The sequence below is a fragment of the Bradyrhizobium sp. USDA 3364 genome, from assembly GCF_054056355.1.
In genome coordinates, this window is sequence record NZ_JBSRYG010000002.1 from 1,831,628 (window position 1) to 1,854,823 (window position 23,196).

Sequence of the window (23,196 nt, forward strand, 5' to 3'; positions counted from 1 at the left end):
TCCGCATTCACCGATGTCGTCCTGGCGAAAGCCAGGACCCATAACCACCGCGCTTGGTGATGAAGGGGATGTCGGCCCCAGCATCGCGCAGCAAAGAAGATTCGGGGTAATGGGTCCTGGCTTTCGCCAGGACGACGGCGATGAGGATGGTTCTCGATTCAAATGGATGGAGCCGGAGCCTAACCGCTCGGCGGCGCCAGCGGCTGCACGATCTCCTGGAACGGCGGCAGCGCCTCGCAGCGCGCGGCATGGGCCCTTAGCGCCGGATAGCGCGCATCGAACAGATGCGGATGCGCCTCGCCGGTGAAGCGCAGCGCGCAGGCCACCGCGACGTCGGCGTGACCGATGCGATCGCCCAGCCAGTACGGCGACCGCACCGCCGCCCGCTCCTGCTCAAGCACCGCGAGCACGCCCGCGATCTGCGCCTCGCAACGCTCGACCCAAAGCTTCAACTGCTCCTTGCGCAACACGCGCTCGTAGATCAGGCTCACCGCCTTGTCGGCAAGCCCGGTCGCCAGCGCCGTGATGCGCAGATGCTTGCGCCGCGCCTCGCCCGAGCGCGCGATCATCGCCTGCTCCGGCCCGACCAGTTCGTCGAGATAATCCAGGATCGCGCCGCTCTCGATCAGCGCCTCGCCGTCATCGAGCACCAGCGTCGGCACCCGCCGCAGCGGATTGTAGGCCGCAATCTCCTCCGCATCGCCGAAGGTCGACCACGGTCTGTGCTCAAACGGCAGTCCATAAAGCCGCAACGCGATCGCGGTGCGGCGGACGAAGGGCGAGTCGTACTGGCCGATCAGGAACATCTGTCATCTCGTCGGTCATGCCGCGGCAAACTGCCGCCCACGAAAGCAGGGGCTTTCGAGGTTGCGGCTACGCCGGGGTCAAAGGTTGCGCTTTGCACCATCGTAGATGGGCTGCGCCGCATTGCAACCGGACGAGCTATGCAATCACCGGCACATGCCGCGCCGCGTCGCGCGGCAGTTTGCCGTCGAGCCTCGGGTCATCCGCCACGTCGATCTGCCGCTTGAACGCACGGAAGCCGGAGCGCTGGTAGAACGCGACGGCTGCGGGATGGTCGAAGGTGCAGGTGTGCACCCAGAAACGGCCGATATCGCGCGACCAGGCGATCTCGAGGGCGCGGTTCATCAGGAAGCGCGCGGCGCCGGTGCCGATGAATTTTGCGGTGACGCCGAAATAGAGCAGCTCGCAATTGCCGGGCTCGCTGAAGTCGAGTTCGAGCAGGCCTTCATCACGGCCATCGACGGCCAGCCCGTAGAGCTCGATGCCGGGCGCGTGGATGCGCGCGGCGAGATCGGCGTCATCCAGCCCGGTGCGGGTGAACCACAGCCACTGTTCGCCGACCCGGCGGTAGAGATCGCGATACCAGTCGAGCGCGGGCGGATCGACCTTGCGCAGGCGCCACGCGCCGGGCGGATCATCGCGGAGCAGTGGGCGTGCGGTCATTTCCAGATAGGTGACGACGGCGGCGATCTTGCCGCGGGGGATGTCGGAGTAACCGTCGGGCAGCAGCATCGCGCGACCTTTTCTCTACGTTGTCGGCGGGAGATATCCGCATGTCGCCGCAGAGGCAATGCAGCGCCGCGTATTCGCCGTCGTCCCGGACTGCGCCGGGACGACAGTGAGTCTGTGGCGCAGCCAGTGAGACGTACGCTCCCCCTCACCGCGGCGTCAGCGTGATCGCCTCCGCCGTCGCGGCTTCCACCGCGCCGCGGCTGTAGAGCAGCGGCACATACTGGCCCGTCGCCCAGAGCGGTGCGAGGTCGCGGTAGTGGCCGCTGAAGGGATCGCCGGATTGGCCGGGCGTGTTGATGGTGCGGCTCGCATCCCAATTGCCGACATCGAGCACCATGCGGAACGAGGCGCCCGAGGTCAGGTGATAGTCGGAGCGGCGGTAGGTGGCGGCGCGCGGCACGTTGGCGGCGCCGCCATAAGCGAGCGGGCCGACCTGCATCTGCACGGCAGTGGCCTTGTCGGCGAGAGGCATCAGCGCGTGATTGAACTGCGCGACATGCAGGCGGCCCCAGCGCCAGGTCGACGCATCATCCCCGAGCTTTGACGCCACGTCGGCAACCGCCTCGCCGAGGCTGTCGCGCAGCACGCGGTCGCGCTCCGCTGCCGGATCGCTGCCGAGCGCCGCGTCAGGCTTTTCGAGATAACCGACGATGGCGGAAATGCTGGAGGCTTCCGGCGCGATCAGCTCGGCCGCCTTCGGCGCCGTGGTCTTGAGCAAGACCGGGCCGAGGTGGTTTGCGATCCAGACCTCGTAGACCGCGGCCGCGGCGCTATCCTCGGCATCGCGCGCGTCCCACGCCTTCAAGAGGTCGAGGCCCTTCTTGACGTTGACATCGTCAGACGTGAGCGGCTTCAAGAGCGCGACGAGGCGCCGCGCGAGCATGCCGGTGTCGTCGTTCTGCAACGCCATCGCATCCGCCAGCGTCACCTTGCTGTTGGCCTGCAGCACCTCGACGATGCGCTGCCAGCGCGCGCTGTCGGCCCATTCGAAGCCGACCCGGCGCTCGCCTACCGGATAGTCCGCCGGCAGGTTCATCTGGTTGGCAGTGGCGATGAAGCCCTGCTTCGGCTGGTACAGCTTCGGCAGTTCGTCGAGCGACAGAAAGCCATGCCACTCGTAGCGGCCGTCGCCGGGCACCGGCATCAGCCCGTCGAAGCTGGTGCGGCGCGGCGTCTTGCCGGCGGCGACCCAGCCGATATTGCCTGACGTGTCGGCATAGACCTGGTTCTCCGACGGCGCGCCCCAGCGCCGCATCGCGCCGAGGAAGCCGGTCCACGACTTCGCGGTCATGTAGTCGGACGAGCCGAAATAGGCCGAGGTGCCGGGCTCGAACCAGATCGAGCGGACGGCGAAGGCATGCTTCTTGTCGGCGTCGACGAAGATCACCGGGCCGTGGCGGGTGAATTTCAGCTCGAGGTCGCGATCGGCCTCGCCCTTCACCGCCTCCTTCTCGTGCACGATGCGCATGTCCTCCCAGCCGGTGCCGAAGCGGTACTGGTTCGGATTGTCGGGGTTGAGCTCGTAGACGTAGAGGTCTTCCTGGTCGACGTTGAAGATGGTCAGGCCGAACGCAATGGTGTCGTTGTGACCGATCGAGATGCCCGGCAGCGCTGGCTCGCCGGCGCCGATCACGGAGATGCCGGGCGCGTTGAGGCCGACGATGTAGCGCAGCGACGGCACCGAGTGCTCGCGATGCGGATCGTTGGCGAGGATCGGACGTCCGGTCGCGGTGCGCGATGCCGCGATCACCCAGTTGTTGGAGCCGATGGTGTCGCGCTGCTGATCGGCTTCGGCCAAAAACTGGTCGGGATCATGCGCCAGCGCCGCCTTCTGGTCCTTCGGGGCGGCGAACTTGACCGGGCGCGTGGCGAGATCGTAGGCCGCGAGCACGCCCTTCGGCACGCTGCAGGGATCGAGCCCATCGGGGATCTTGGTGGTCCAGGCCGGCTCCAGTTTGACGCGGAAGCGATCGGCATCGAGGCCTGCAGCGCAGGCGACCAGCGAGCGCTTCACCTCGGAGGCGACGTTGCGCGTCAGGCCATGGCTGCGGACGCGCACGACGTCTTCCGCCGACCAGAGATCTGGCATCGTGCCCGCGATGCGAAATTCGATCGGCAGCGGACGCTTGCCCGCCTTGACGTCGGCGACATAGGCGTTGACGCCGGCGACGAAGGCTTCCGCATAGGATTTCGCCTTCGGGCCGTAGGCGGCCCATTCCGCGTTCATGTCGCCGCGATAGAGGAACAGGCGCAGCGCCTTGTCCTGCTCGGCATAGGCCGGGCCAAAGTCTTTCGCCAACAGACCTAGCCCGCGCTTGCGCCAGAGATCGATCTGCCAGAGCCGGTCACGCGCGGCGTTGAAGCCTTGCAGGAAGAACAGGTCCTGGTCGTTGCCGGCATAGATGTGCGGAATGCCCCAGACGTCGACCAGGATCTGGCCTGGTGCCTTCAGTCCCGCGACGTCGGTCTTGATCTCGCGCGCCGCGACAAGCGGGCTCGCTTTCTCGCGTGCGGTGGCGGGTGCGGCGAGTGTTGCAGCGCAGAGCGCGGCGGTGAGCAGTCTGGTGACGCGGTTGATATCCGTGTTCATATTGTTCTCCGATGGTTGTTATTGGTTATGAGACGTCTTCAGCCGCAGCGATACTGCGCCCCCTCTCCCGCTTGCGGGGGAGGTGAAAAGACTCTGCCGCACGAGTGCAACTACTCCCCCTCGTCGCTCGCGAGCACGCCCTTCACGGCGCGGGCCCAGCCGGCGAGCTTGCGGTCGCGGGTCGCCTCGCTCATCGCCGGGCGGAAGCGGTGCTCGAGCCGCCAATTGTCGGCGAATTTTGCGGGCTCCGGATAGACGCCGGCGTCGAGACCGGCGAGATAGGCGGCGCCGAGCGCTGTCGTTTCCTGGATCATCGGACGGTCGACCGGCGCGTTGAGCAGGTCGGCGAGGCGCTGCATGGTCCAGTCGGACGCGGTCATGCCGCCGTCGACGCGCAGCACGGTGTTGGCGGCGTTGGCCTCCGGCCAGTCGGTGCGCATCGCGGCCCACAGGTCGAAGGTCTGGTAGCAGACGCTCTCCAGCGTCGCATGCGCGAGCTCGGCCGGGCCGGTGTTGCGGGTCAGCCCGAACAGCGCGCCGCGCACGCGCGGATTCCAGTACGGCGCGCCCATGCCGACGAAGGCCGGCACCAGGTAGACGCTCTGCATGCTGTCAGACTTGTCGGCCAGCGGGCCGGTCTCGGCGGCGTGCTTGATGATGCCGAGCCCGTCGCGCAGCCACTGCACCGCGGAGCCTGCGACGAAGATCGAGCCTTCGAGCGCGTAGGTGCGCTGGCCATTGAGCTGGTAGGCGATGGTGGTGAGCAGCTTGTTCTTCGAGGCCACCGGCGTGGTGCCGGTGTTGAGCAAGGCAAAGCAGCCGGTGCCGTAGGTCGACTTCATCATGCCGGGCTCGAAGCAGGCCTGGCCGATGGTCGCCGCCTGCTGGTCGCCGGCGATGCCGGAGATCGCGATCGGGCCGCCGAACAGGTCGGCGGTGCTCTCGCCGAACCGGGCGGAGGAATCCTTCACCTCGGGAAGCATCGAGCGCGGCACGCGCAACAGCTTGATGAGGTCGTCGTCCCAGGCGCCGGTGTGGATGTTGAACAGCAGCGTGCGCGAGGCGTTGGTGGCATCGGTGGCGTGCACGCGCCCGCCGGTGAGCCGCCACAGCAGGTAGCAGTCCACGGTGCCGAACAACAGCTCGCCGCGCTCGGCGCGTTCGCGCGCGCCCGGCACGTGATCGAGGATCCAGGCGACCTTGGTGCCGGAGAAATAGGGATCGATGATCAGGCCGGTCTTGGCCGAGATCGCGGGCTCGTGGCCCTCCGCTTTCATCCTGGCACAGATGTCGGCGGTGCGGCGGTCCTGCCAGACGATGGCGCGGTGCACGGCCTGCCCGGTGGCGCGGTCCCACACCACGGTGGTCTCGCGCTGGTTGGTGATGCCGATCGCGGCGATGTCTTTCGCTTTGAGGCCGGCCTTCTCCAGCGCCTCGCGGCACACTATCACGGTCGAGGTCCAGATGTCCTCCGGCTCGTGCTCGACCCAGCCTGAGGCCGGGAAATGCTGCGGAAACTCCTGCTGCGCCACGGCAGCGATGGAGATGTCGCTGCGAAACACCATGGCGCGCGACGATGTGGTGCCCTGATCGATGGCCAGCACGAAAGACATGAGCGTTTCCCTTGAGGCTTGGCAGAGGCGCCAAGGGAGCGGATTACCGCGGCGAGGTCAAGCTGGGGGAACAGCTTTCAGCTCCGTCATCCTGAGGAGCGCGAAGCGCGTCTCGAAGGATGAATCGGTCACCAGCCGGGCCGTCGGCCTTCGAGGGCCGCTGAAGAAGCGGCCACCTCAGGGTGACGGGACTAAAAAAGGGAAGACGCCGATCACATCGGCCGGTAGGTCCGCACGTCAGCCGGGACGTTGACGCCGATCTTGATCGCGCCGACCGAGCGGATGATGTCGTCGCCGAGCAGCTGGGCAAAGCAGGCATAGCCCCAGTCGTTCATATGCAGGCCGTCGGCGGTGACGAAATCGCTGATCGGGATCGCCTGTTTCTCATGCCAGTCGCGCATCACCTCGAAGCGCGGGAAGATACCGACATGGCGCAGCGCGGCGATGCGGCCGAGCAGCTTCACCATGCCGCGCGCGCCTTCGGGTCGCTCGGTGACGCGCGGCGAATATTGCGGATCGACCAGCACGACGTCGGCGCCGGACGCTTGAAGGCGCGCCACGCCGTCCTCGACCTGCTTGGCGGTCTCGGCGGGATCGAGGTTGCGTAGCACCGCGTTGGTGCCGACCTGCCAGATCACCATGTCGGGATGCACGTCGATCACCTCCGACTGCAACCGCGTCATCATCTCGGGCGCATCCTCGCCGCCCTTGCCGCGATTGAGCACGGTGATGTCGGCGGACGGATATTGCCGCCGCAACTGTCCGGCGAGCCGGTTGGGATAGGTGAATTCCGGCGCCGACGAACCATAGCCCTGGGTCGACGACGAGCCGAACGCGATGATGACGACCGGCTTGCCGGCGGCGAGCTTGGCCGCGACATGCGGCAGCGAGCCGGTGGTGTTGGGCACGCCCTTGGGCTGATGGCAGGGCACGCGGTGGAAGATGTCGCTGGCGGATTTCGCGACCTGCTTCACCTTGTCGAACGCGCTTGCTGCGACGCCGCCTTGCTGCTGCTGGGTGGCCGCCTCGGCTGCGACGATGGTGGGCTTCGATTCATCAAGCTTTGCAGCCTCGGCCTTTGTCGTTTCAGATTTGGCGCCAGACGACAACGCGGCATGCTGGTCGGCCTGGCCGGTCTGCGCGCACAACGGCGCGACCGCGAGCGGCGCGAGCAGCACCAGCGCCGCAACGGCACACAAGCTCCGCGCTGCGGCTAAACCAAAAGGGAAGGCAAAACGCATTTACTCTGCTTCCTCTAATTCTGCTGCACCGGGCCCAGATGGGCCGCATCGATCACGAATTTCGCCAGTGCGCGGCCGAGACAGGCATGAACCTTCTTGGCCAGGTCGACACCATGCGCGGTGCTGAACAGGTCAAAATATCCGGTATCGCTCCACTGCTTCATGATCGCAAATCGATCGAACAGCGGAACGTCGTGCTGCTGCGCCACCACCTTGATATTGTCGAGATATGGCGGTGCAGAGATCATCGTCTCCGTACGCGGGCTGTATTGCAGATTGACCAGCACCACGTCAGTCCCGGCGCCCCGCAACGCAACAACGCCGTCGTTGATGGCGGCACGGAAGTCGTCGGGATCGACTGCTCGCATAGCATCCACAGTTCCGGTCTGCCAGATAACCAAAGTAGGCTTTTTTGCTTCAACAAGCTTAACAAGGGTTCCCGCGGTCTCCTCGGCGGTGCTTTTTCCCTGTAATTCTACGGATAAATCGATGGTGGCCTGCGGAAACGCTTCCTTCAGCGCCGCCTGCATGGCGGCCGGATAGGCGCTCGCCTCGTTGCCCGGAATGGTCGAGGAACGGCTGCCCACCACCAGCACGTTGAGCGGCTGGTTGGCCTTCACCGCTTCGGTGACCTTCGGCAGCGCGCTCTCGCTTGCCAGCAGATAGGCGGGTACGTCGCAGGGTGGCGCCGGTGCAGGCTCGGGCGTGTCGCCGGCGCGCGCGGGCGCTGCCGCCAAAGTGGCGGCCAGCACCATCAGGCCCAGCATCGTCCGTGCGGACTTCATGCTCCCCCTCCCGCCAGATCGGCGTTGCCGGCGGCGCCCTTTTTCGAAGCGCTCTTGTCGGCGGAGTGCTTGTACCACGAAATGATCCACGCCATGCCCCACATGATGAGGATGCCGCAGACGCTGATCAAGGCGTGCAGTGCGGCACCGCCCGAGACTTCGGCAAGCACGAAGTGACCGGCAAAGGCGAGGAAGACCCCGAGGCAGAATATCTCAAGCGAATGCTGGCCACACAGGATCAAAGGTCGCAGCCAGGGCGATTTCAGCCCTGGCCAGTCCCGCGGCAGGAAGCGCACGGTGAGCGCCGCAAGCGCCAGGAAATGCGCGAACCGCAATACGTCGAGGTCGGTCTTGTTGATCGGATACATCCACTGCTCGATCACCTTCGGCATGATGTGGCCGAGCTGCGGCACGTACCAGGTCATCGTCACGAAGAACGCGGCGACCAGATAGACGATGCAGATCCACATCGTGATGTTCGACGACAGGATGCGCGACATCCGCCGCGCGCCGCCGAGCGCGCACCAGGCGCCGAACACGAACAGCAATTGCCAGGCGAACGGATTGAACGCCCAGAAACCGTTCGGATAGGCCGACAGATAAAGATCGAACTGCCAGGTCAGCGCGTAGAGCAGCACGGAAAGACCGAGCGTGACATCGGGCTTCCACTTCATCAGCCACAGGATCAGCGGCAGGAACAGCATCAGCACGATGTAAAGCGGCAGCACGTCCATGTTGACCGGGCGGAAGCGCAGCAGCAGCGCCTGCACGATGGTGACGTCGGGCTGCTTGAGGAAGTCCATGATCCCCATTTCCTCGCTATAGAGCGGGTTCTCGAACGAGGTCGCGACATAGGAGATCTCGGCGAGGAAGATCGTGAACAGGAAGACATGCGCGACATAGATCTGCCAGACCCGGCGCAGGATGCGCGCGGTCGCGATCACGAAGCCGCCCTCCAGCATCGCGCGGCCATAGACGAAGGCCGCAGTATAGCCGGAGATGAAGATGAAGATCTCGGTGGCGTCGGAGAAGCCGTAATTGCGGATCGTGAGCCAGGTCAAAAGATTGGTCGGCAGATGATCGATGAAGATCAGCCACAGCGCGAGCCCGCGGAACAGGTCGAGCCGGAGCTCGCGCTCGCCGGTTGCCGGCAGCGTGATCGCAGGTGCCGCCGCCACGGCTTTCGCCTTGATCTCGGCGTCCGTCTTGACGTCGGTCTTGGCATCAGCCACCGGCGAACCGGCTATGGGATCGGCAATCGAGCTCATCAAACACCGTGTCGGCCGCGGACGCCCGCATGCCCAGTTGAAAAGATAATATCGGTCCGCGACTTCCCGACAAAGCGCAGAGTGCGGCGGCATGCGGCCGCGCTTTAGAGCGGAACTATGTTGAAACCGCGATGAACGCGCCGGGGTCTGGGGCGGCTTTTCACGGCCTGGCAGGCGATTGGTTCCGGCGGACCAATTGGCTATGATAGGTGCCCGTTTGCGTGTGATCCGGTCGAAAGCGGATCACGCACCAAGACCATCGGATCGACCCGTATGTACCGCGCCGTTACCCGCCAGATCGAAGTCACCGTCGAGCCGAACTTCATGCCGGAGCGCTCGTCTATCGACCGGCGCGAATATTTCTGGTCCTACAAGATCGTGATCGTCAATTCGGGCCCGGAAACGGTGCAGCTGCGCACGCGGCACTGGATCATCACCGACGCCACCGGCCGCCGTCAGGAGGTGCGCGGCGAGGGCGTGGTCGGCGAGCAGCCGGTGCTCGCGCCCGGCGAGCGCTTCGAATACACGAGCGGCGTGCCGCTGCCGACCGCCTCCGGCTTCATGACCGGCAGCTACCAGATGGTCACCGAAGCCGGCGAGCGCTTCGACATCGACGTGCCGACGTTCTCGCTGGACAGCCCGAGCCCGGATGGGAAAAGGGTGCTGAACTGACGCGCACAAAGCGTCATCGCCGGGCTTGACCCGGCGATCCATCCTGACAAACGAAGTTTTTTCTGAAGTGATGGATGGCCGGGTCATAGGCTAGCGGAAGCGACGCCGTCCTGTCGGACGGCTATGCCCGGCCACGACAGGCCTTTTACTCGACGCCCGCTTCCTGCGGCGTGAATTCATAGACCGACGAGCAGAACTCGCAGGTCACGACGACCTTGCCGTCCTTGACCATCTCGGCGCGATCGTTCGGCGCAAAGCTCTTCAACATCGCAGAGACCGCATCGCGCGAGCAGGAGCACTGCGCGCGCAGCGGTTGCGGGGTGAAGACGCGAACGCCGCGTTCGTGGAACAGGCGGTACAGCAGCCGCTCGCCGGACAGATCGGGATCGATCAGCTCGACGTCCTCGACGGTGGAGATCAGCGACTGACCCTCAACCCAGGCATCATCGTCAGGCACCGAGTGCGTGACGGTGCCTTCCGGCGCGTCGCCGGGATGCAGATCGGCCTGCTTGGCGCGCTCGGGCGCCTTGGGCAGGAATTGCAGCAGGATGCCGCCGGCGCGCCAGTGCAGCTTGCCGCCTTCGCCGCCGCGCATCTCCTCGCCGACCGCGAGCCGCACCCGGGTCGGGATCTGCTCCGAGCGCAGGAAATATTCGTGCGCCGCCTCTTCCAGGCCGCCGCCGTCGAGCGCCACCAGCCCCTGATAGCGGCTGGTGTTGGAGCCCTGATCGATCGTCATCGCAAGATGACCCTTGCCGAGCAGTTCACCCGAACTCTGCCCGTCCTTGAGCCGCGCCACATCGTAGCGCGCATAGGCACGCAGCCGGTCGGGCGCCTGGAAATCGACGATCAAGAGCGAGACCGGACCTTCGGTCCGGGTCTGCAGGATGAAGCGGCCCTCGAACTTGACCGACGAGCCGAGCAGCGTGGTCAGCACGATGGCTTCGCCGAGCAGCTTGCCGACCGCGGGCGGATAATCGTGCTTGTGCAGGATCTCGTCGAGCGCGGGGCCGAGCCGGGTCAGCCGGCCGCGCAAATCCAGCGCGCCGACCTCGAAGGCCAGCACGGCATCGTCGACAGGAACCGCTGACGGCGCGCGAACCGGCGCCTCGGTGGTGGTGATTTTGATGTCGGGGGATTGTGAAACCATGGCGCTCTATCTGGGGTCTCGGACCATGAAATAAAGGGGTTCACTCAACGAGAGATCGTCGTCCCGGCGAAGGCCGGGACCCATCACCACAGGAGCTTGTTGTGACACAAGGCGTCTCCCCTTGCGCCTTTTTCACAGGCCGCGGCGTATGGGTCCCGGCTTTCGCCGGGACGACAGTTGTAGACACCTACGCGACCGCGTCGAAACACCAGGCCAGAATGCCCTTCTGCGCATGCAGCCGGTTTTCCGCCTCGTCGAACACCACGGATTGCGGCCCGTCGATCACCTCGTCGGTGACCTCCTCGCCGCGATGCGCGGGCAGGCAGTGCATGAACAGCGCGTCCGGCTTGGCGAGCGACATCAGCTTGGCATTGACCTGATAGGGCCGCAGCACGTTGTGGCGGTGCTCGCCCTCCTTGTCGCCCATCGACACCCAGGTGTCGGTGACGACGCAGTCAGCGCCGCGCACGGCGGCCTCCGGATCGGTGCCGAGCATGATCGGCGCGCCGGTCGCCTTGATCCAGTCGCGCATCGGCTTCTTCGGCGACAGCTCCGGCGGGGTGGCGACATTGAGCTGGAACTTGAACCGCTCGGCGGCATGCGCCCAGGAGGCCAGCACGTTGTTGTCGTCGCCGGTCCAGGCCACGGTCTTGCCCTCGATCGAGCCGCGGTTTTCCTCATAGGTCATGAGGTCGGCCATCACCTGGCAGGGATGCGAGCGCCGGGTCAGGCCGTTGATGACGGGCACGGTGGCGTGCGCGGCGAGCTCGAGCAGCGCGTCATGGTTGAGGATGCGGATCATGATCGCATCGACATAGCGCGACAGCACGCGCGCGGTGTCGGCGATGGTCTCGCCGCGGCCGAGCTGCATCTCGGCGCCGGTCAGCATGATCGATTCACCGCCGAGCTGGCGCATGCCGACGTCGAACGACACCCTCGTGCGGGTCGACGGGCGCTCGAAGATCATCGCCAAGGTCTTACCCTCGAGCGGCTTCTTGCCCTTCTCATGCGCCTTCAGCCGCGCCTTCATGGCGGCGCCGGCGGACAGCATGTTGCGGAGTTCGCCGAGCGGCAGCTCGTTGATGTCGAGGAAGTGACGCACCGGCTTGCTCATTATCCGGCCGCCTTCTTCGGCTGCGGCGCCGACAATGTCGCGCAGGCGCGCTCGAGCGAGGCGATCGACTGGTCGATCTCGGCCTCGGTCACGATCAAGGGCGCGAGGAACCGGACCACATTGTCGCCGGCGCCGACGGTGAGCAGCTTCTCGCTACGCAGCGCGGCGATCAGGTCGCCCGACGGCACCACCGCCTTGACGCCGATCAACAGGCCCTCGCCGCGCACATCCGCCAGCACGCCGGGATAGCGGTCGACCACGGAAGCGAGCTTCTGCTTGAGCAGCAGCGACATCTTCTGGACGTGATCGAAGAAGCCGGGCTTCAGCATAACGTCGAGCACGGCATTGGCCGCGGCGACCGCGAGCGGATTGCCGCCGAAGGTCGAGCCGTGCGAGCCCGGCGCCATGCCGGCCGCAGCCTGCGCGGTCGCCAGCACTGCGCCGATCGGGAATCCGCCGCCGAGCGCCTTCGCCAGCGACATCACGTCCGGCGTGACACCGGTGCGCTTGTAGGCGAACAGGTCGCCGGTGCGGCCCATGCCGGTCTGCACCTCGTCGAAGGCGAGCAGCAGGCCGTGCTCGTCGCACAGCGCGCGCAGCGCCTTGAAGAAAGCCTGCGGCGCCGAGCGTACGCCGCCCTCGCCCTGGATCGGCTCGATCAGGATGCCGGCGGTGTGCGGGCCGATCGCCTTCTTGACCGCCTCGATGTCGCCGTGCGGCACCTGGTCGAAGCCATCCATCGGCGGGCCGAAGCCTTCGAGATATTTCGCCGAGCCGGTCGCAGCCAGCGTGCCCAGCGTGCGGCCGTGGAAGGCGCCTTCGAAGGTGATGATGCGGTAGCGCTCGGGGTGGCCCTTGGAGAAGTGATGATGACGGACCAGCTTGATCACGCCCTCCATCGCTTCCGCGCCGGAATTGCAGAAGAACACGAAGTCGGCAAAGCTCTGCTCGCAGAGCCGCGCGGCCAGCGCCTCGCCGTCCGGGCTCTTGAACAGGTTCGACATGTGCCAGAGCTTGGTCGCCTGCTCCTGCAGCGCCTTGACCAGATGCGGATGCGCGTGCCCGAGCGCGTTCACCGCGACGCCCGAGGTGAAGTCGAGATAGCGGTCGCCGTTGGTTGCGATCAGCCAGGCGCCCTCACCGCGCTCGAAGCCGAGATCGACCCGGGCGAAGACGGGGAGCAGATGCGACGAGGCAACGTTGGTCATGGCGTTCACTGCCGGTTTGAGGCCGACAATTGCCGCGCGCATTGACGCCAGCGCAGCAACGGCCAGCTTCGGAAAACAAAACGGCCGCCTTTGCGGGCGGCACGTGGCCAACATTCTATGCTGCGGCGGGTCAGTGTCAATCGCCAGGAGCCGCCGTTTGCCGGCCTTCCTGCGATGCGCAGCGTACACAATCCGTAGCATTCCGGTGCGGTGGAAAAGCCTCATTGCAATGCTTAACTGTGCTGGAACATGTGGACGCACGGCCGCGGACTCTTGCGCCAGAGTCACGCCATATTGTAGCGTTTGGCCTGTCGGGTACGACATCTCGTGCGGCAGTACTGGACCCTCTAAGTAGCCTTCGTGTCTCGCGTAAACGTTCGGGCGCAACACCGTGCCCGGCGAGGGCTAAGGGATTCTGGCCGCAGGGATATTTGTCCAGATTTGGCTCGCAGCGCCGCTCCAATGACTGGCCGGCGCCATGCGAAAGGAAGAATGCGATGACGGTATTGACCTGGTCCGACGATCGCGTCGAGCAGCTGAAGAAGCTCTGGGAGTCTGGCCTTTCGGCCAGCCAGATCGCAGCGGAACTTGGCAATGTGACGCGAAACGCCGTGATCGGCAAAGTGCACCGGCTCGGCCTCTCCGGTCGCGCCAAAGCACCCTCCACGGCGGCGCCGCGGCAGCGCAAGGCGCGTCCCGCTCAGCACATGATGCGGGTGGCGCGCCCGGTCTCGCGCGGCAACACCGCGCTCGCGCACGCCTTCGAGGTCGAGATGGAGCCCGATCCGATCTCCTACGACAACGTGGTGCCGATGAGCCAGCGGCTGTCGCTGCTCGAGCTCAACGAGGCCACCTGTCACTGGCCGGTCGGCGATCCCTCGAGCCCGGAATTCTTCTTCTGCGGCGGCAAGGCGCTCGCCGGCCTGCCCTATTGCGCGCATCACTCGCGCGTCGCCTACCAGCCCGCCGCCGATCGCCGCCGGCCGTCGGCGAAACCACAGATCAAGTAGCACTCGGGAAGCTAGCCTGGACTGCAAAACAAATCCCCGCGCAAGCGGGGATTTTTTGTGTGATGCGTAGCCCGGATGGAGCGCAGCGCACGACGTGAGGTGAGCACGCACGTCGGGCTCCCTCCCCCCCCCCTTGCGGGGGAGGGTTGGGGAGAGGGGTACCGCTTGCTCCGCTGATTATCGATCGCGAAGAATGCACCGTCGGTTCGGTTGAGGACGTCGCTACACGCCTTACGCCACAGCCCGGGGCTCACCCCTCTCCCCACCCTCCCCCGCAAGGGGGGAGGGAGCCAGACAGTGTGCTCACCTCACGTGATAGCGAACCAACTCACATCACCAGCCGCCGTTACGGTTGCGGCTCGGCTTTGGCAAACCGGTCGTCGAGCGCATAGCCGGCGCCGCGCACGGTGCGGATCGGGTCCTGCTCGCGGCCCGGATTGAGCAGCTTGCGCAGGCGGCCGATATGCACGTCGACGGTGCGCTCATCGATGTAGATGTCGCGGCCCCAGACGCTGTCGAGAAGCTGCTCGCGGCTGAACACGCGGCCGGGATGCTCGAGGAAGAACTCGAGCAAACGATACTCGGTCGGACCGAGATCGATCGGACGGCCCGAGCGCGCCACGCGGCGCTTCTCGCGGTCGAGCTCGATGTCGCCATAGGTCAGCACGGTCGCCAGCCGCTCCGGGCTCGCGCGGCGCAGCAGGCCCTTCACCCGCGCCAGCAGTTCCGGCACCGAGAACGGCTTGACGATGTAATCGTCGGCGCCGGTAGCAAGCCCGCGCACGCGCTCGCTCTCCTCGCCGCGCGCGGTCAGCATGATGATCGGAAGCTGCTTGGTTTCGGGCCGCGCCCGCAGGCGGCGGCACAGCTCGATGCCGGACAGGCCCGGCAGCATCCAATCGAGCACCACGAGGTCGGGGACGCGCTCCTTCAGACGGGTGTCGGCATCGTCGCCGCGCCCAACCGTTTCGACATCGTAGCCTTCCGCATCGAGGTTGTAGCGCAACAGCGTCGTCAGCGCTTCCTCGTCTTCGACTACCAGAATGCGTGCGCTCATCGGTCTAAGTTCTTTCTTTGTGGTGATCCGTTGCCCAGACGCAAACCGAAACGCTCACTTCTCTCGAGCACGATCCTCGCGCAAACGCTTTGTCGCGAAGACAATCCGGTTTCCGCTATTGGAGATCATGCCCTAGTTACCCGGCACCGTGGTGGCAAAAGTCGTCATGTCGCCCTTGGGGCGCTTGTCGGTGATCTGCTGGCCCTCGATCATGTAGAACACGGTCTCGGCGATATTGGTGGCGTGGTCGCCGATGCGCTCGATGTTCTTGGCGCAGAACATCAGATGGATGCAGAACGAGATGTTGCGCGGATCCTCCATCATGTAGGTGAGCAGTTCGCGGAACAGCGAGGTGCAGATCGCGTCGACCTCCTCGTCGCCCTTCCAGACGTTCATCGCCGCCGGCAGATCGTGCGCGGCGTAGGCGTCGAGCACCGACTTGACCTGCGACAGCACGAGGTCGGTCATGTGCTCCAGGCCGCGGATCAGCTTCAACGGCTGGAAATCGCTCTCCAGCGCCGCGACGCGCTTGCCCATGTTCTTGGCGAGGTCGCCGATCCGCTCGAGGTCGGTGGCGACTCGCATCGCGCTGACGATCTCGCGCAGGTCGATCGCCATCGGCTGGCGGCGGGCGATCGTCAGCACCGCGCGCTCTTCGATGACGCGCTGCAGATTGTCGATGTCGATGTCGGCGGCGACCACGCGCTTGCCGAGCGCGACGTCGCGACGGATCAGCGCATCGACCGATTCGGTAATCATCCGTTCGACGAGGCCGCCCATCTCGGCGACCAGGCGGGTCAACTCCTGCAGGTCGCTGTCGAATGCCTTGGCGGTATGTTCAGAAGCCATCGCTTGTCTCCTCAGCCCGGTCAACCAAACCGGCCGGTGATGTAGTCCTGGGTGCGCCGATCGCTCGGGGAGGTGAAGATCTTGTTGGTGTCGTCGAACTCGATCAGCTCGCCGAGATACATGAAGGCGGTCTTGTCGGAGACGCGCGCCGCCTGCTGCATGTTGTGGGTGACGATCGCGATCGTGTAGTCCTCGGAGAGCTCCTGGATCAGCTCCTCGACCTTGGCGGTCGAGATCGGATCGAGCGCCGAGCACGGCTCGTCGAACAGGATCACCTCGGGACGCACCGCCACGGTGCGCGCGATGCACAGCCGCTGCTGCTGGCCGCCGGAGAGCGACAGGCCGGAGGCGTTCAGCTTGTCCTTGACCTCGTTCCACAGCGCGCCGCCGCGCAGCGCCTTCTCGACCCGGTCGTCCATCTCGGACTTCGAGATCTTCTCGTAGAGGCGGATGCCGAATGCGATGTTCTCGTAGATCGTCATCGGAAACGGCGTCGGCTTCTGGAACACCATGCCGACCCGCGCGCGCAGCAGGTTGAGGTCGAGCTTGGGATCGAGGATGTTGGTCTGGTCCAGCATCAGCTGGCCGACGGCGCGCTGGCCCGGATACAGATCATACATCCGGTTGAAGATGCGCAGCAGGGTCGACTTGCCGCAGCCCGACGGGCCGATGAACGCCGTGACGCGGTTGGTGCCCAGCGTCAGGTTGATGTTCTTCAGCGCATGGTGCTCGCCGTAATAGAAGTTGAGGTTGCGCACCGTGACTTTCGGCGGCGCTTCCGGAAGCGGAACCTGGGGAACGTGGCCCGCGGCAGTCGTGGAGACGGAAAGCTCGGTCATTTTGCGGCCCTTTCGGCACCAAGGATACGCGCGCCGATATTCAACGCGAGCACGGTGAATGTGATGAGCAGTGCGCCGCTCCACGCCAGTTCTTTCCAGTAGGCGTAGGGGCTCTGCACGAAGTTGTTGATGGTCACCGGCAGGTTGGCCATCGTCTTGGTCAAATCCCAGCTGAAGAACTGGTTCGACAGCGCGGTGAACAGCAGCGGCGCGGTTTCGCCGGCGACGCGCGCGGTCGCCAGCAGCACACCGGTGATCAGACCCGACCGGGCCGCACGATAAGCGATCCGCTTGATCACCAGCGAACGCGGCAGGCCGAGCGCCGAGGCCGCCTCGCGCAGCGGATTGGGCACCAGCAGCAGCATGTCCTCGGTGGTGCGCAGCACGACCGGGATCACGATGACGGCGAGCGCCAGCGCACCGGCGATCGCCGAGAAGCCGCGCATCGGGACCACGACCGCGCCATAGATGAACAGGCCGATGATGATCGAGGGCGCGCTGAGCAGGATGTCGTTGATGAAGCGGATCACCGAGGTGAGCTTGTCGTGCTTGCCGTACTCGGCGAGGTAGGTGCCGGCGAACAGGCCGAGCGGCGCGCCGATGCCGACGCCGATCACGGTCATGATGACCGAGCCGACGATGGCGTTGAGCAGGCCGCCATCGGTCGAGCCCGGCGGCGGCGTGTTCTGGGTGAACAGCTGCACGCTGAGGCCGGCGATGCCGTTATAGAGCAGCGTGATCAGGATCAGCGCCAGCCAGGTGACGCCGAACAGCGCCGCACCGACGCAGAGTGCGCGAATGACGATGTCGCTGCGGCGGCGGGACTTGTAGATCGGGTTCATGGCGTTACTTCCCCGCCTTCTTTTCAAGCCGCATCAGCATCAACCGGGCGCCGGCGAGCACGAAGAAGGTCAGCACGAACAGCAGCAGGCCGAGCAGGATCAGGCCGGACTGGTGCAGGCCGTCGCTCTCGGCGAATTCGGAGGCGATCGCCGCCGAGATCGTGGTGCCCGGCGCGAAGATCGACGACGAGATGCGGAACGAGTTGCCGATGATGAAGGTGACCGCCATCGTCTCGCCGAGCGCGCGACCGAGCGCCAGCATGACGCCACCGATCACGCCGACCCGGGTGTAGGGGATCACGACGTTGCGGACGACTTCCCAGGTGGTGCAGCCCATGCCGTAGGCGGCTTCCTTCAGCACCGACGGCACGGTCTTGAACACGTCGACCGAGATCGCGGTGATGAAGGGCAGCACCATGATCGCGAGGATCAGCGCGGCGTTGAACAGGCTGAGATAGGACGGCGGACCTGCGAACACCGCGCCCAGCACCGGAACGCCCTCAAAGATCCTGATCATGAAGGGCTGGAAGGTGTTGGCCAGGAACGGGCCCAGCACGAAGAAACCCCACATGCCGTAGATGATCGAGGGGATGCCGGCGAGCAGCTCGATCGCGATGCCGATCGGGCGGCGCAGCCATTGCGGGCAGAGCTCGGTGAGGAACACGGCGATGCCGATGCCGACCGGAATGGCGATCATCATGGCGATGACGGAGGTGATCAGCGTGCCGTAGATCGGGCCGAGCGCGCCGAGCACCGGCGGATCGGCCGAAGGCGCCCAGCGCTGCGTCCACAGGAAGGCGAAACCGTATTCCTTCATCGCCGGCCAGGCGCCGACGATCAGCGACAGGATGATGCCGCCGAGGATCAGCAGAACCGAGATCGCCGAGATGCGGGTGATCCAGTAGAAGGTGAGATCACCGAGCTTGAAGGCGCTGAGGGCCTTGGCGCGATCGTAAGGTCCCGCGGCTTCCATTACATCGCCCTGAACAGCCATGTCTGCCACGCCTATCCCCTCTTTTTTATTTGAACCTGCACAAACCGCCACGCCCCGAAGCGATCTTTACGGACGCATATGAGGCCGGGCGTCGTTCCGGCTTGCGCCTCCGAGAGCGCGAACCCCGGGCCTCACCCGCGTTTGTTGCCGCTGTGATGGAGCCCGGGTCTTATCCGCTCAACCTGCGCCGCCCCGAGAGGCGGCACAGGCGTATTCAAACCGTCAGACTTAGCTCTTGATGTCCGACGACCAGGTCTTCTCGATCAGCTTGACGACTGAGTCCGGCATCGGGATGTAGTCGAGCTCTTCGGCAGCCTTGTCGCCCTTCTCGAAGGCGTACTTGAAGAACTTCAGCGCTTCCTGCGAGGCCGCCTTATCGGTCGCGTCCTTGTGCATCAGGATGAAGGTCGCCGCGGTGATCGGCCAGGAGGCATCGCCCGGCTGGTCGGTCAGGATCACGTAGTAGCCGGGGGCCTTGGCCCAGTCGGCATTCGAGGCAGCCGCCTGGAAGGCGCCGATGGTCGGCTGCACGGTCTTGCCGGCCTTGTTGACCAACGCGGCGTAGGTCAGCTTGTTCTGCTTGGCATAGGCGTATTCGACATAGCCGATCGCGTTCTTGGTCTGGCTGATGTTGCCGGCAACACCTTCGTTGCCCTTGGCGCCGACGCCGACCGGCCACTCGACCGCGGTGCCGGAACCGACCTTGGACTTCCAGTCGGCGTTCGACTTGGAGAGGTAGTCGGTGAAGTTGAAGGTGGTGCCCGAACCGTCCGAACGGCGCACGACGGTGATCGCGTCGGCCGGCAGGGTCAGCTTCGGATTGAGCTTGGCGATCGCCGCGTCATTCCACTTGGTGATCTTGCCGAGATAGATGTCGCCGAGCACTTCGCCGGACAGCACGAGATCGCCCGACTTGACGCCTTCGACGTTCACGACCGGAACGATCGCGCCCATCACCATCGGCCACTGGACGAGGCCGTCCTTCTCGAGCTGCTCGGCCTTGAGCGGCGCGTCGGTGGCGCCGAAGGTCACGGTCTTGGCCTGGATCTGCTTGATGCCGGCGCCGGAGCCGATCGACTGGTAGTTCAGACCGTTGCCGGTCTCCTTCTTGTAGGCGTCAGCCCACTTCGAATAGATCGGGAACGGAAACGTCGCGCCCGCGCCGGTGATATCGGCAGCGAAGGCCGACGTCGAAGCGGCGACCATGCCGGCAGCGACGATTGCTTTGATGAAATTCATGGGGTCGTCTCCATCTTGTGAGCGAAGCGCCGAATGCGCCCGATCGCGCTCACGCCGGTCCATCTAGGAGCGGTCGGTGCTGCTTTTACGAAGGTTGGATGACAGTTGGATGACATAGCTAAGCAGCTGAAAAGGCTTAGCTTTGAGGTATCAACGGGGTCTTCGGTCGGGGAAAGCAGGCGGTAAAAGTCGCGCCATTTTTCGGCACGCTCTCGATCAACAGACGCCCGCGATGACGGTTAAGAATATGTTTCACCAACGATAATCCGAGGCCGGTTCCGCCCTGGTTGCGGCTGTCGCCGACGTCCACCCGGTAGAAGCGCTCGGTCAGCCGCGGCAGGTGCTCAGGGGCGATGCCGGGGCCGAAATCCCGTACCAGGACACGGATTTCGGGGGCCCCCTCGCCCGATGCGCCCGGAACGGTCTGACTTAGCGACACTATGACGCGGCCCCCCGAGGCGCCGTATTTGAGGGCGTTCTCGATCAGGTTCTCGAACAGGCGGAGCAGTTCCTCGCGGTCGCCGGCGATCGCGACCGGGGTCTGGGGCAGGTCGACCTCGATCTCGACCTGGCGCTCGCTCGCCAGCGCCTCGAGCCCGTCGGCCACCTGGCGGATGATCGGCACGATGTCGATCGACGCCTCGGGCCGCACATGGGCCGACAGTTCGACCCGCGACAGCGACAGCAGGTCGTCGATCAGCCGCGCCATGCGGGTGGCCTGGGTGTGCATGATGCCGAGGAAACGCTCGCGCGCCCGTGCGTCGTCGCGTGCCGGCCCCTGCAGCGTGTCGATGAAGCCGGACAAGGCGGCGAGCGGCGTGCGCAGCTCGTGGCTGGCATTGGCGACGAAATCGGCGCGCATCTCCTCGACCCGGCGCAGCGGCGTCAGGTCGTGGAAGGTCATCAGCATGCACTTCTCGGTGCCGCCGAACTGGGTCGGCACCGGCACCGGCGTGATGACGAGCTCCATCCAGCGATCGACCGGAACGTGATCGGTGTAGGTGGCGCGGCGCGGCTCGGTGGTCGCGATCGCCTCGCGCAACGCGGTGATAATCTCCGGCGAACGCAGCGCAAATTGCGCCAATTCGTTCCGCCGCAGCGCCGGCGCGAGCTGCGCCGCGGCGGCGTTGAGATGGATGACGCGGCCGGCGCGGTCGAGCAGCACGGCCGGATCCGGCATGCCGGCGACGACGGCGCTGACCGCTGCGGCCTCCACCGGATTGACGCCGCGGACGTCCTCGCGCGAGGTCCCGGCATCATGCAGCCGCCATGGCACCAGCGCCGCGGCCGCGATGCAGACGAACACCGCACAGGCGCGCACCAGCGACAATTCGCCGAGCGCCACCACCACGCTCAATGCCAGCGCTGCGGCCAGCAGGATCAGCGCGGAATGGCGCAGCCGGTCGGGCCAGGGCGAGAAAATGGACTGCGGCGTATCGTCAATTGCCATTGCGGCGGCTTTCTTCCCGTCGGTTCATGTCTCGCCCCGGCACGGTCACATCGACCTTCCCTCGGGGAGGCATCGGGCCGCGTCATCAGACGCCGGAATCACCGCGCTTGCGGACCAGAACCGCCTCATGATGCGGCTCGGCGCGGGGACCCGAATCAGCCTGCGGCAGCCGTTTGAGTCGGGCGCCGACGATAACCTCCCGAAACGTCAGCAAGATTACAGATATGACGAACGGGGCAATATAGTAGAGCAGGCGGAACAACAGCATACCGCCGAGCAGGTCCTCGCGGTCCATCTGCCACAGGCCGACCAGCATGGCGGCGTCGAACACCCCGAGCCCGCCGGGGGAGTGGCTGGCGAAGCCGAGCAGGGTCGCCGAGACGAAGATCACCGCGACCACGACGAAGCCGAGATTGGGCTCGTCCGGCACCAGCACGTACATCGCCAGCGCGCAGAAGCCGAGGTCAACGATCCCGATCATGATCTGGAGCAGCGTCAGCGGACCGCCCGGCAGGGTCACGGTCCAGGGGCCGCGGCCGACCACCCGCGGCTGGGTCCAGACCCAGACCACATAGGCGACCAGCGCGACGATGATGGCGAATGCCGCCGTGCGGTTGAGCCAGGGCGGCAGCTGGTCGATGTTGGCGGCCGCCTCCGGGTGGTAGGCGATACCGAGCCCGAGCACCGCGGCGTTGCCGAGCCAGAAGGTCAGGCCGGCGAGAAAGCAGATCTTGGCGACGTCGATCGCGTTCAGTCCCCAGGCCGAGTAGATCCGGTACCGCACCGCGCCGCCGGTGAAGACGCTGGCGCCGACATTGTGGCCGATCGAATAGGAGGTGAACGCCGCGAGCGCATTGATGCGATAGGGCACATGGGCGTGGCCGATCGCGCGCACCGCGAACAGATCGTAGAAGGTCAGCGTGAAGTAGCCGGCCGTGACGAACAGTCCCGCCAGCGCGATTTGTCGCGGCTCGGTGCTCTTGATGGCCTCGAGCACCTCGTTGGTGTCGATGCCGCGCAGCATGTGATAGAGGACGTAGCAGGCGATGCCGATGACGGCGATGCTGATGACAACACCCAGCCGGTGCAGGAGTTGCTTCTGGCGCAGAAACGCCATCGCCCTGCGTATTGCTTCCAGCATCTAGACCTCGAATTGCGATCCCGCGACGACGGCTTGCGGGCGAACCCCGCCGACGCTTCGCTGTGTCCTGTCCCGTGTAGCGCGTTTTAGACCGGAGTGGAATTCGTCAAACGACGATAAAACGCGCATCTTCAAGATATTAGGGATGATTCATGACATCGGATGCACAAATATTCGCGTTTCTCGCCGTCTTCGACAAGCCTTGACATACACGTGCGGCAGTTAGCCCGCCGAATGGTGCGAAAGGCCATCCGGGAAACTACGGTGAGCGGGCGCGACGGCGCGGCGCCCAAGCAGCAAAATCGCCGCCGCATTGGTCATGCGACGGCGATCGGCAAGCCCGTGCATCATATTATGCCCGCGCGGTAGCCACCGCGGTGACGATTTCCGCGGCATCCGGGAAATGTCCCTTCACCCGCCCGGCGATCACTTTGCCGTTAAGCGTGACCGCGAAGATGCCGCCCTTGCCGGGCACCAGCTCCGCCTCGAGCCCGAGGCGCTCGCGCAGCAGCGCGGCGGCCTCCCTGGCGCGCTTCTCATAGCCGCAGGGACGGCAATAGGTGATCGCGAGATCGGTCATGGCGTGCTCTCCCATCCA

The 23,196-nt window shown here is 65.4% G+C and carries 21 protein-coding genes; 2 read left to right on the top strand and 19 right to left on the bottom strand.

The window, feature by feature from the left end; translation table 11 throughout:
* Nucleotides 1–179 precede the first annotated feature (179 nt).
* From ACVILL_RS08535 to ACVILL_RS08565, 7 genes are all read right to left on the bottom strand, one after another.
* Nucleotides 180–806: a glutathione S-transferase family protein gene (locus ACVILL_RS08535; protein WP_456728662.1), complete on the bottom strand. Its 627-nt coding sequence runs from the start codon at nucleotides 804–806 to the stop codon at nucleotides 180–182.
* Nucleotides 807–942: 136 nt separating this feature from the next.
* Entirely contained in the window at nucleotides 943–1,536 is a 594-nt protein-coding gene (locus ACVILL_RS08540; RefSeq protein ID WP_456728663.1) for a GNAT family N-acetyltransferase, read from the bottom strand.
* A gap of 145 nt (nucleotides 1,537–1,681) precedes the next feature.
* Nucleotides 1,682–4,126 carry a penicillin acylase family protein gene (locus ACVILL_RS08545; protein WP_456728664.1) on the bottom strand — a complete coding sequence of 815 codons (2,445 nt, stop codon included), beginning with the start codon at nucleotides 4,124–4,126 and terminating at the stop codon, nucleotides 1,682–1,684.
* A 110-nt stretch (nucleotides 4,127–4,236) separates the two neighbouring features.
* Complete coding sequence (glpK, locus tag ACVILL_RS08550) at nucleotides 4,237–5,739, bottom strand: glycerol kinase GlpK (RefSeq protein ID WP_456728665.1); 1,503 nt, start codon at nucleotides 5,737–5,739, stop codon at nucleotides 4,237–4,239.
* A gap of 212 nt (nucleotides 5,740–5,951) precedes the next feature.
* Complete coding sequence (locus ACVILL_RS08555; RefSeq protein ID WP_456728666.1) at nucleotides 5,952–6,980, bottom strand: SGNH/GDSL hydrolase family protein; 1,029 nt, start codon at nucleotides 6,978–6,980, stop codon at nucleotides 5,952–5,954.
* Nucleotides 6,981–6,994: 14 nt separating this feature from the next.
* Entirely contained in the window at nucleotides 6,995–7,765 is a 771-nt protein-coding gene (locus ACVILL_RS08560) for an SGNH/GDSL hydrolase family protein (protein WP_456728667.1), read from the bottom strand.
* Entirely contained in the window at nucleotides 7,762–9,033 is a 1,272-nt protein-coding gene (locus tag ACVILL_RS08565) for an OpgC domain-containing protein (protein ID WP_456728668.1), read from the bottom strand. Before ACVILL_RS08565 ends, ACVILL_RS08560 begins: the two co-directional genes overlap by 4 nt.
* Before the next feature lie 273 nt (nucleotides 9,034–9,306).
* Between ACVILL_RS08565 and apaG the strand changes: the two genes are divergently transcribed.
* Nucleotides 9,307–9,705, top strand: coding sequence for a Co2+/Mg2+ efflux protein ApaG (gene apaG, locus ACVILL_RS08570; protein WP_092123063.1), 399 nt, complete (start codon nucleotides 9,307–9,309; stop codon nucleotides 9,703–9,705).
* A 145-nt stretch (nucleotides 9,706–9,850) separates the two neighbouring features.
* Here the strand turns inward: apaG and ACVILL_RS08575 are convergent, their stop codons facing one another.
* From ACVILL_RS08575 to ACVILL_RS08585, 3 genes are all read right to left on the bottom strand, one after another.
* Complete coding sequence (locus tag ACVILL_RS08575; protein WP_456728669.1) at nucleotides 9,851–10,855, bottom strand: Hsp33 family molecular chaperone; 1,005 nt, start codon at nucleotides 10,853–10,855, stop codon at nucleotides 9,851–9,853.
* A gap of 187 nt (nucleotides 10,856–11,042) precedes the next feature.
* Nucleotides 11,043–11,969: an ornithine carbamoyltransferase gene (gene argF, locus ACVILL_RS08580; protein ID WP_456728670.1), complete on the bottom strand. Its 927-nt coding sequence runs from the start codon at nucleotides 11,967–11,969 to the stop codon at nucleotides 11,043–11,045.
* Nucleotides 11,969–13,177 (bottom strand): acetylornithine transaminase, encoded by a 1,209-nt coding sequence (locus ACVILL_RS08585; RefSeq protein ID WP_456728671.1) that lies wholly within the window; start codon nucleotides 13,175–13,177, stop codon nucleotides 11,969–11,971. Before ACVILL_RS08585 ends, argF begins: the two co-directional genes overlap by 1 nt.
* Nucleotides 13,178–13,674: 497 nt before the next feature.
* Between ACVILL_RS08585 and ACVILL_RS08590 the strand changes: the two genes are divergently transcribed.
* A complete protein-coding gene (locus ACVILL_RS08590; RefSeq protein WP_018269585.1) occupies nucleotides 13,675–14,187 on the top strand; it encodes a GcrA family cell cycle regulator in 513 nt (170 codons plus the stop codon).
* A 346-nt stretch (nucleotides 14,188–14,533) separates the two neighbouring features.
* Here ACVILL_RS08590 and phoB read toward each other — a convergent pair whose 3' ends face one another.
* The 9 genes from phoB to ACVILL_RS08635 all read right to left on the bottom strand — a co-directional run bounded on the left by phoB (nucleotide 14,534) and on the right by ACVILL_RS08635 (nucleotide 23,178).
* Nucleotides 14,534–15,244 carry a phosphate regulon transcriptional regulator PhoB gene (gene phoB / locus ACVILL_RS08595; RefSeq protein ID WP_016844067.1) on the bottom strand — a complete coding sequence of 237 codons (711 nt, stop codon included), beginning with the start codon at nucleotides 15,242–15,244 and terminating at the stop codon, nucleotides 14,534–14,536.
* A 132-nt stretch (nucleotides 15,245–15,376) separates the two neighbouring features.
* Entirely contained in the window at nucleotides 15,377–16,093 is a 717-nt protein-coding gene (gene phoU / locus ACVILL_RS08600) for a phosphate signaling complex protein PhoU (protein WP_456728672.1), read from the bottom strand.
* Nucleotides 16,094–16,113: 20 nt separating this feature from the next.
* Nucleotides 16,114–16,932, bottom strand: a complete 819-nt coding sequence (gene pstB, locus ACVILL_RS08605; protein ID WP_016844065.1) for a phosphate ABC transporter ATP-binding protein PstB — start codon at nucleotides 16,930–16,932, stop codon at nucleotides 16,114–16,116.
* A complete protein-coding gene (gene pstA / locus ACVILL_RS08610; protein ID WP_456728673.1) occupies nucleotides 16,929–17,774 on the bottom strand; it encodes a phosphate ABC transporter permease PstA in 846 nt (281 codons plus the stop codon). Before pstA ends, pstB begins: the two co-directional genes overlap by 4 nt.
* A gap of 4 nt (nucleotides 17,775–17,778) precedes the next feature.
* Nucleotides 17,779–18,768: a phosphate ABC transporter permease subunit PstC gene (pstC, locus tag ACVILL_RS08615; protein WP_456728674.1), complete on the bottom strand. Its 990-nt coding sequence runs from the start codon at nucleotides 18,766–18,768 to the stop codon at nucleotides 17,779–17,781.
* A 228-nt stretch (nucleotides 18,769–18,996) separates the two neighbouring features.
* Nucleotides 18,997–20,007 (bottom strand): phosphate ABC transporter substrate-binding protein PstS, encoded by a 1,011-nt coding sequence (gene pstS / locus ACVILL_RS08620; protein WP_456728675.1) that lies wholly within the window; start codon nucleotides 20,005–20,007, stop codon nucleotides 18,997–18,999.
* 136 nt (nucleotides 20,008–20,143) lie between these two features.
* Nucleotides 20,144–21,457: an ATP-binding protein gene (locus ACVILL_RS08625; RefSeq protein WP_456728676.1), complete on the bottom strand. Its 1,314-nt coding sequence runs from the start codon at nucleotides 21,455–21,457 to the stop codon at nucleotides 20,144–20,146.
* Nucleotides 21,458–21,542: 85 nt separating this feature from the next.
* The gene (locus ACVILL_RS08630; protein ID WP_456728677.1) at nucleotides 21,543–22,598 is read right to left on the bottom strand and encodes a UPF0104 family protein; all 1,056 of its coding nucleotides are present in this window, start codon (nucleotides 22,596–22,598) and stop codon (nucleotides 21,543–21,545) included.
* Between the two features lie 352 nt (nucleotides 22,599–22,950).
* Nucleotides 22,951–23,178 carry a SelT/SelW/SelH family protein gene (locus ACVILL_RS08635; RefSeq protein WP_456728678.1) on the bottom strand — a complete coding sequence of 76 codons (228 nt, stop codon included), beginning with the start codon at nucleotides 23,176–23,178 and terminating at the stop codon, nucleotides 22,951–22,953.
* Between the last annotated feature and the right edge of the window lie 18 nt (nucleotides 23,179–23,196).

Coding starts and splice junctions, on each gene's coding strand:
- ACVILL_RS08535 (WP_456728662.1), bottom strand. CDS start 806: ATGTTCCTGATCGGCCAGTACGACTCGCCCTTCGTCCGCCGCACCGCG.
- ACVILL_RS08540 (WP_456728663.1), bottom strand. CDS start 1,536: ATGCTGCTGCCCGACGGTTACTCCGACATCCCCCGCGGCAAGATCGCC.
- ACVILL_RS08545 (WP_456728664.1), bottom strand. CDS start 4,126: ATGAACACGGATATCAACCGCGTCACCAGACTGCTCACCGCCGCGCTC.
- glpK (WP_456728665.1), bottom strand. CDS start 5,739: ATGTCTTTCGTGCTGGCCATCGATCAGGGCACCACATCGTCGCGCGCC.
- ACVILL_RS08555 (WP_456728666.1), bottom strand. CDS start 6,980: ATGCGTTTTGCCTTCCCTTTTGGTTTAGCCGCAGCGCGGAGCTTGTGT.
- ACVILL_RS08560 (WP_456728667.1), bottom strand. CDS start 7,765: ATGAAGTCCGCACGGACGATGCTGGGCCTGATGGTGCTGGCCGCCACT.
- ACVILL_RS08565 (WP_456728668.1), bottom strand. CDS start 9,033: ATGAGCTCGATTGCCGATCCCATAGCCGGTTCGCCGGTGGCTGATGCC.
- apaG (WP_092123063.1), top strand. CDS start 9,307: ATGTACCGCGCCGTTACCCGCCAGATCGAAGTCACCGTCGAGCCGAAC.
- ACVILL_RS08575 (WP_456728669.1), bottom strand. CDS start 10,855: ATGGTTTCACAATCCCCCGACATCAAAATCACCACCACCGAGGCGCCG.
- argF (WP_456728670.1), bottom strand. CDS start 11,969: ATGAGCAAGCCGGTGCGTCACTTCCTCGACATCAACGAGCTGCCGCTC.
- ACVILL_RS08585 (WP_456728671.1), bottom strand. CDS start 13,177: ATGACCAACGTTGCCTCGTCGCATCTGCTCCCCGTCTTCGCCCGGGTC.
- ACVILL_RS08590 (WP_018269585.1), top strand. CDS start 13,675: ATGACGGTATTGACCTGGTCCGACGATCGCGTCGAGCAGCTGAAGAAG.
- phoB (WP_016844067.1), bottom strand. CDS start 15,244: ATGAGCGCACGCATTCTGGTAGTCGAAGACGAGGAAGCGCTGACGACG.
- phoU (WP_456728672.1), bottom strand. CDS start 16,093: ATGGCTTCTGAACATACCGCCAAGGCATTCGACAGCGACCTGCAGGAG.
- pstB (WP_016844065.1), bottom strand. CDS start 16,932: ATGACCGAGCTTTCCGTCTCCACGACTGCCGCGGGCCACGTTCCCCAG.
- pstA (WP_456728673.1), bottom strand. CDS start 17,774: ATGAACCCGATCTACAAGTCCCGCCGCCGCAGCGACATCGTCATTCGC.
- pstC (WP_456728674.1), bottom strand. CDS start 18,768: ATGGCTGTTCAGGGCGATGTAATGGAAGCCGCGGGACCTTACGATCGC.
- pstS (WP_456728675.1), bottom strand. CDS start 20,007: ATGAATTTCATCAAAGCAATCGTCGCTGCCGGCATGGTCGCCGCTTCG.
- ACVILL_RS08625 (WP_456728676.1), bottom strand. CDS start 21,457: ATGGCAATTGACGATACGCCGCAGTCCATTTTCTCGCCCTGGCCCGAC.
- ACVILL_RS08630 (WP_456728677.1), bottom strand. CDS start 22,598: ATGCTGGAAGCAATACGCAGGGCGATGGCGTTTCTGCGCCAGAAGCAA.
- ACVILL_RS08635 (WP_456728678.1), bottom strand. CDS start 23,178: ATGACCGATCTCGCGATCACCTATTGCCGTCCCTGCGGCTATGAGAAG.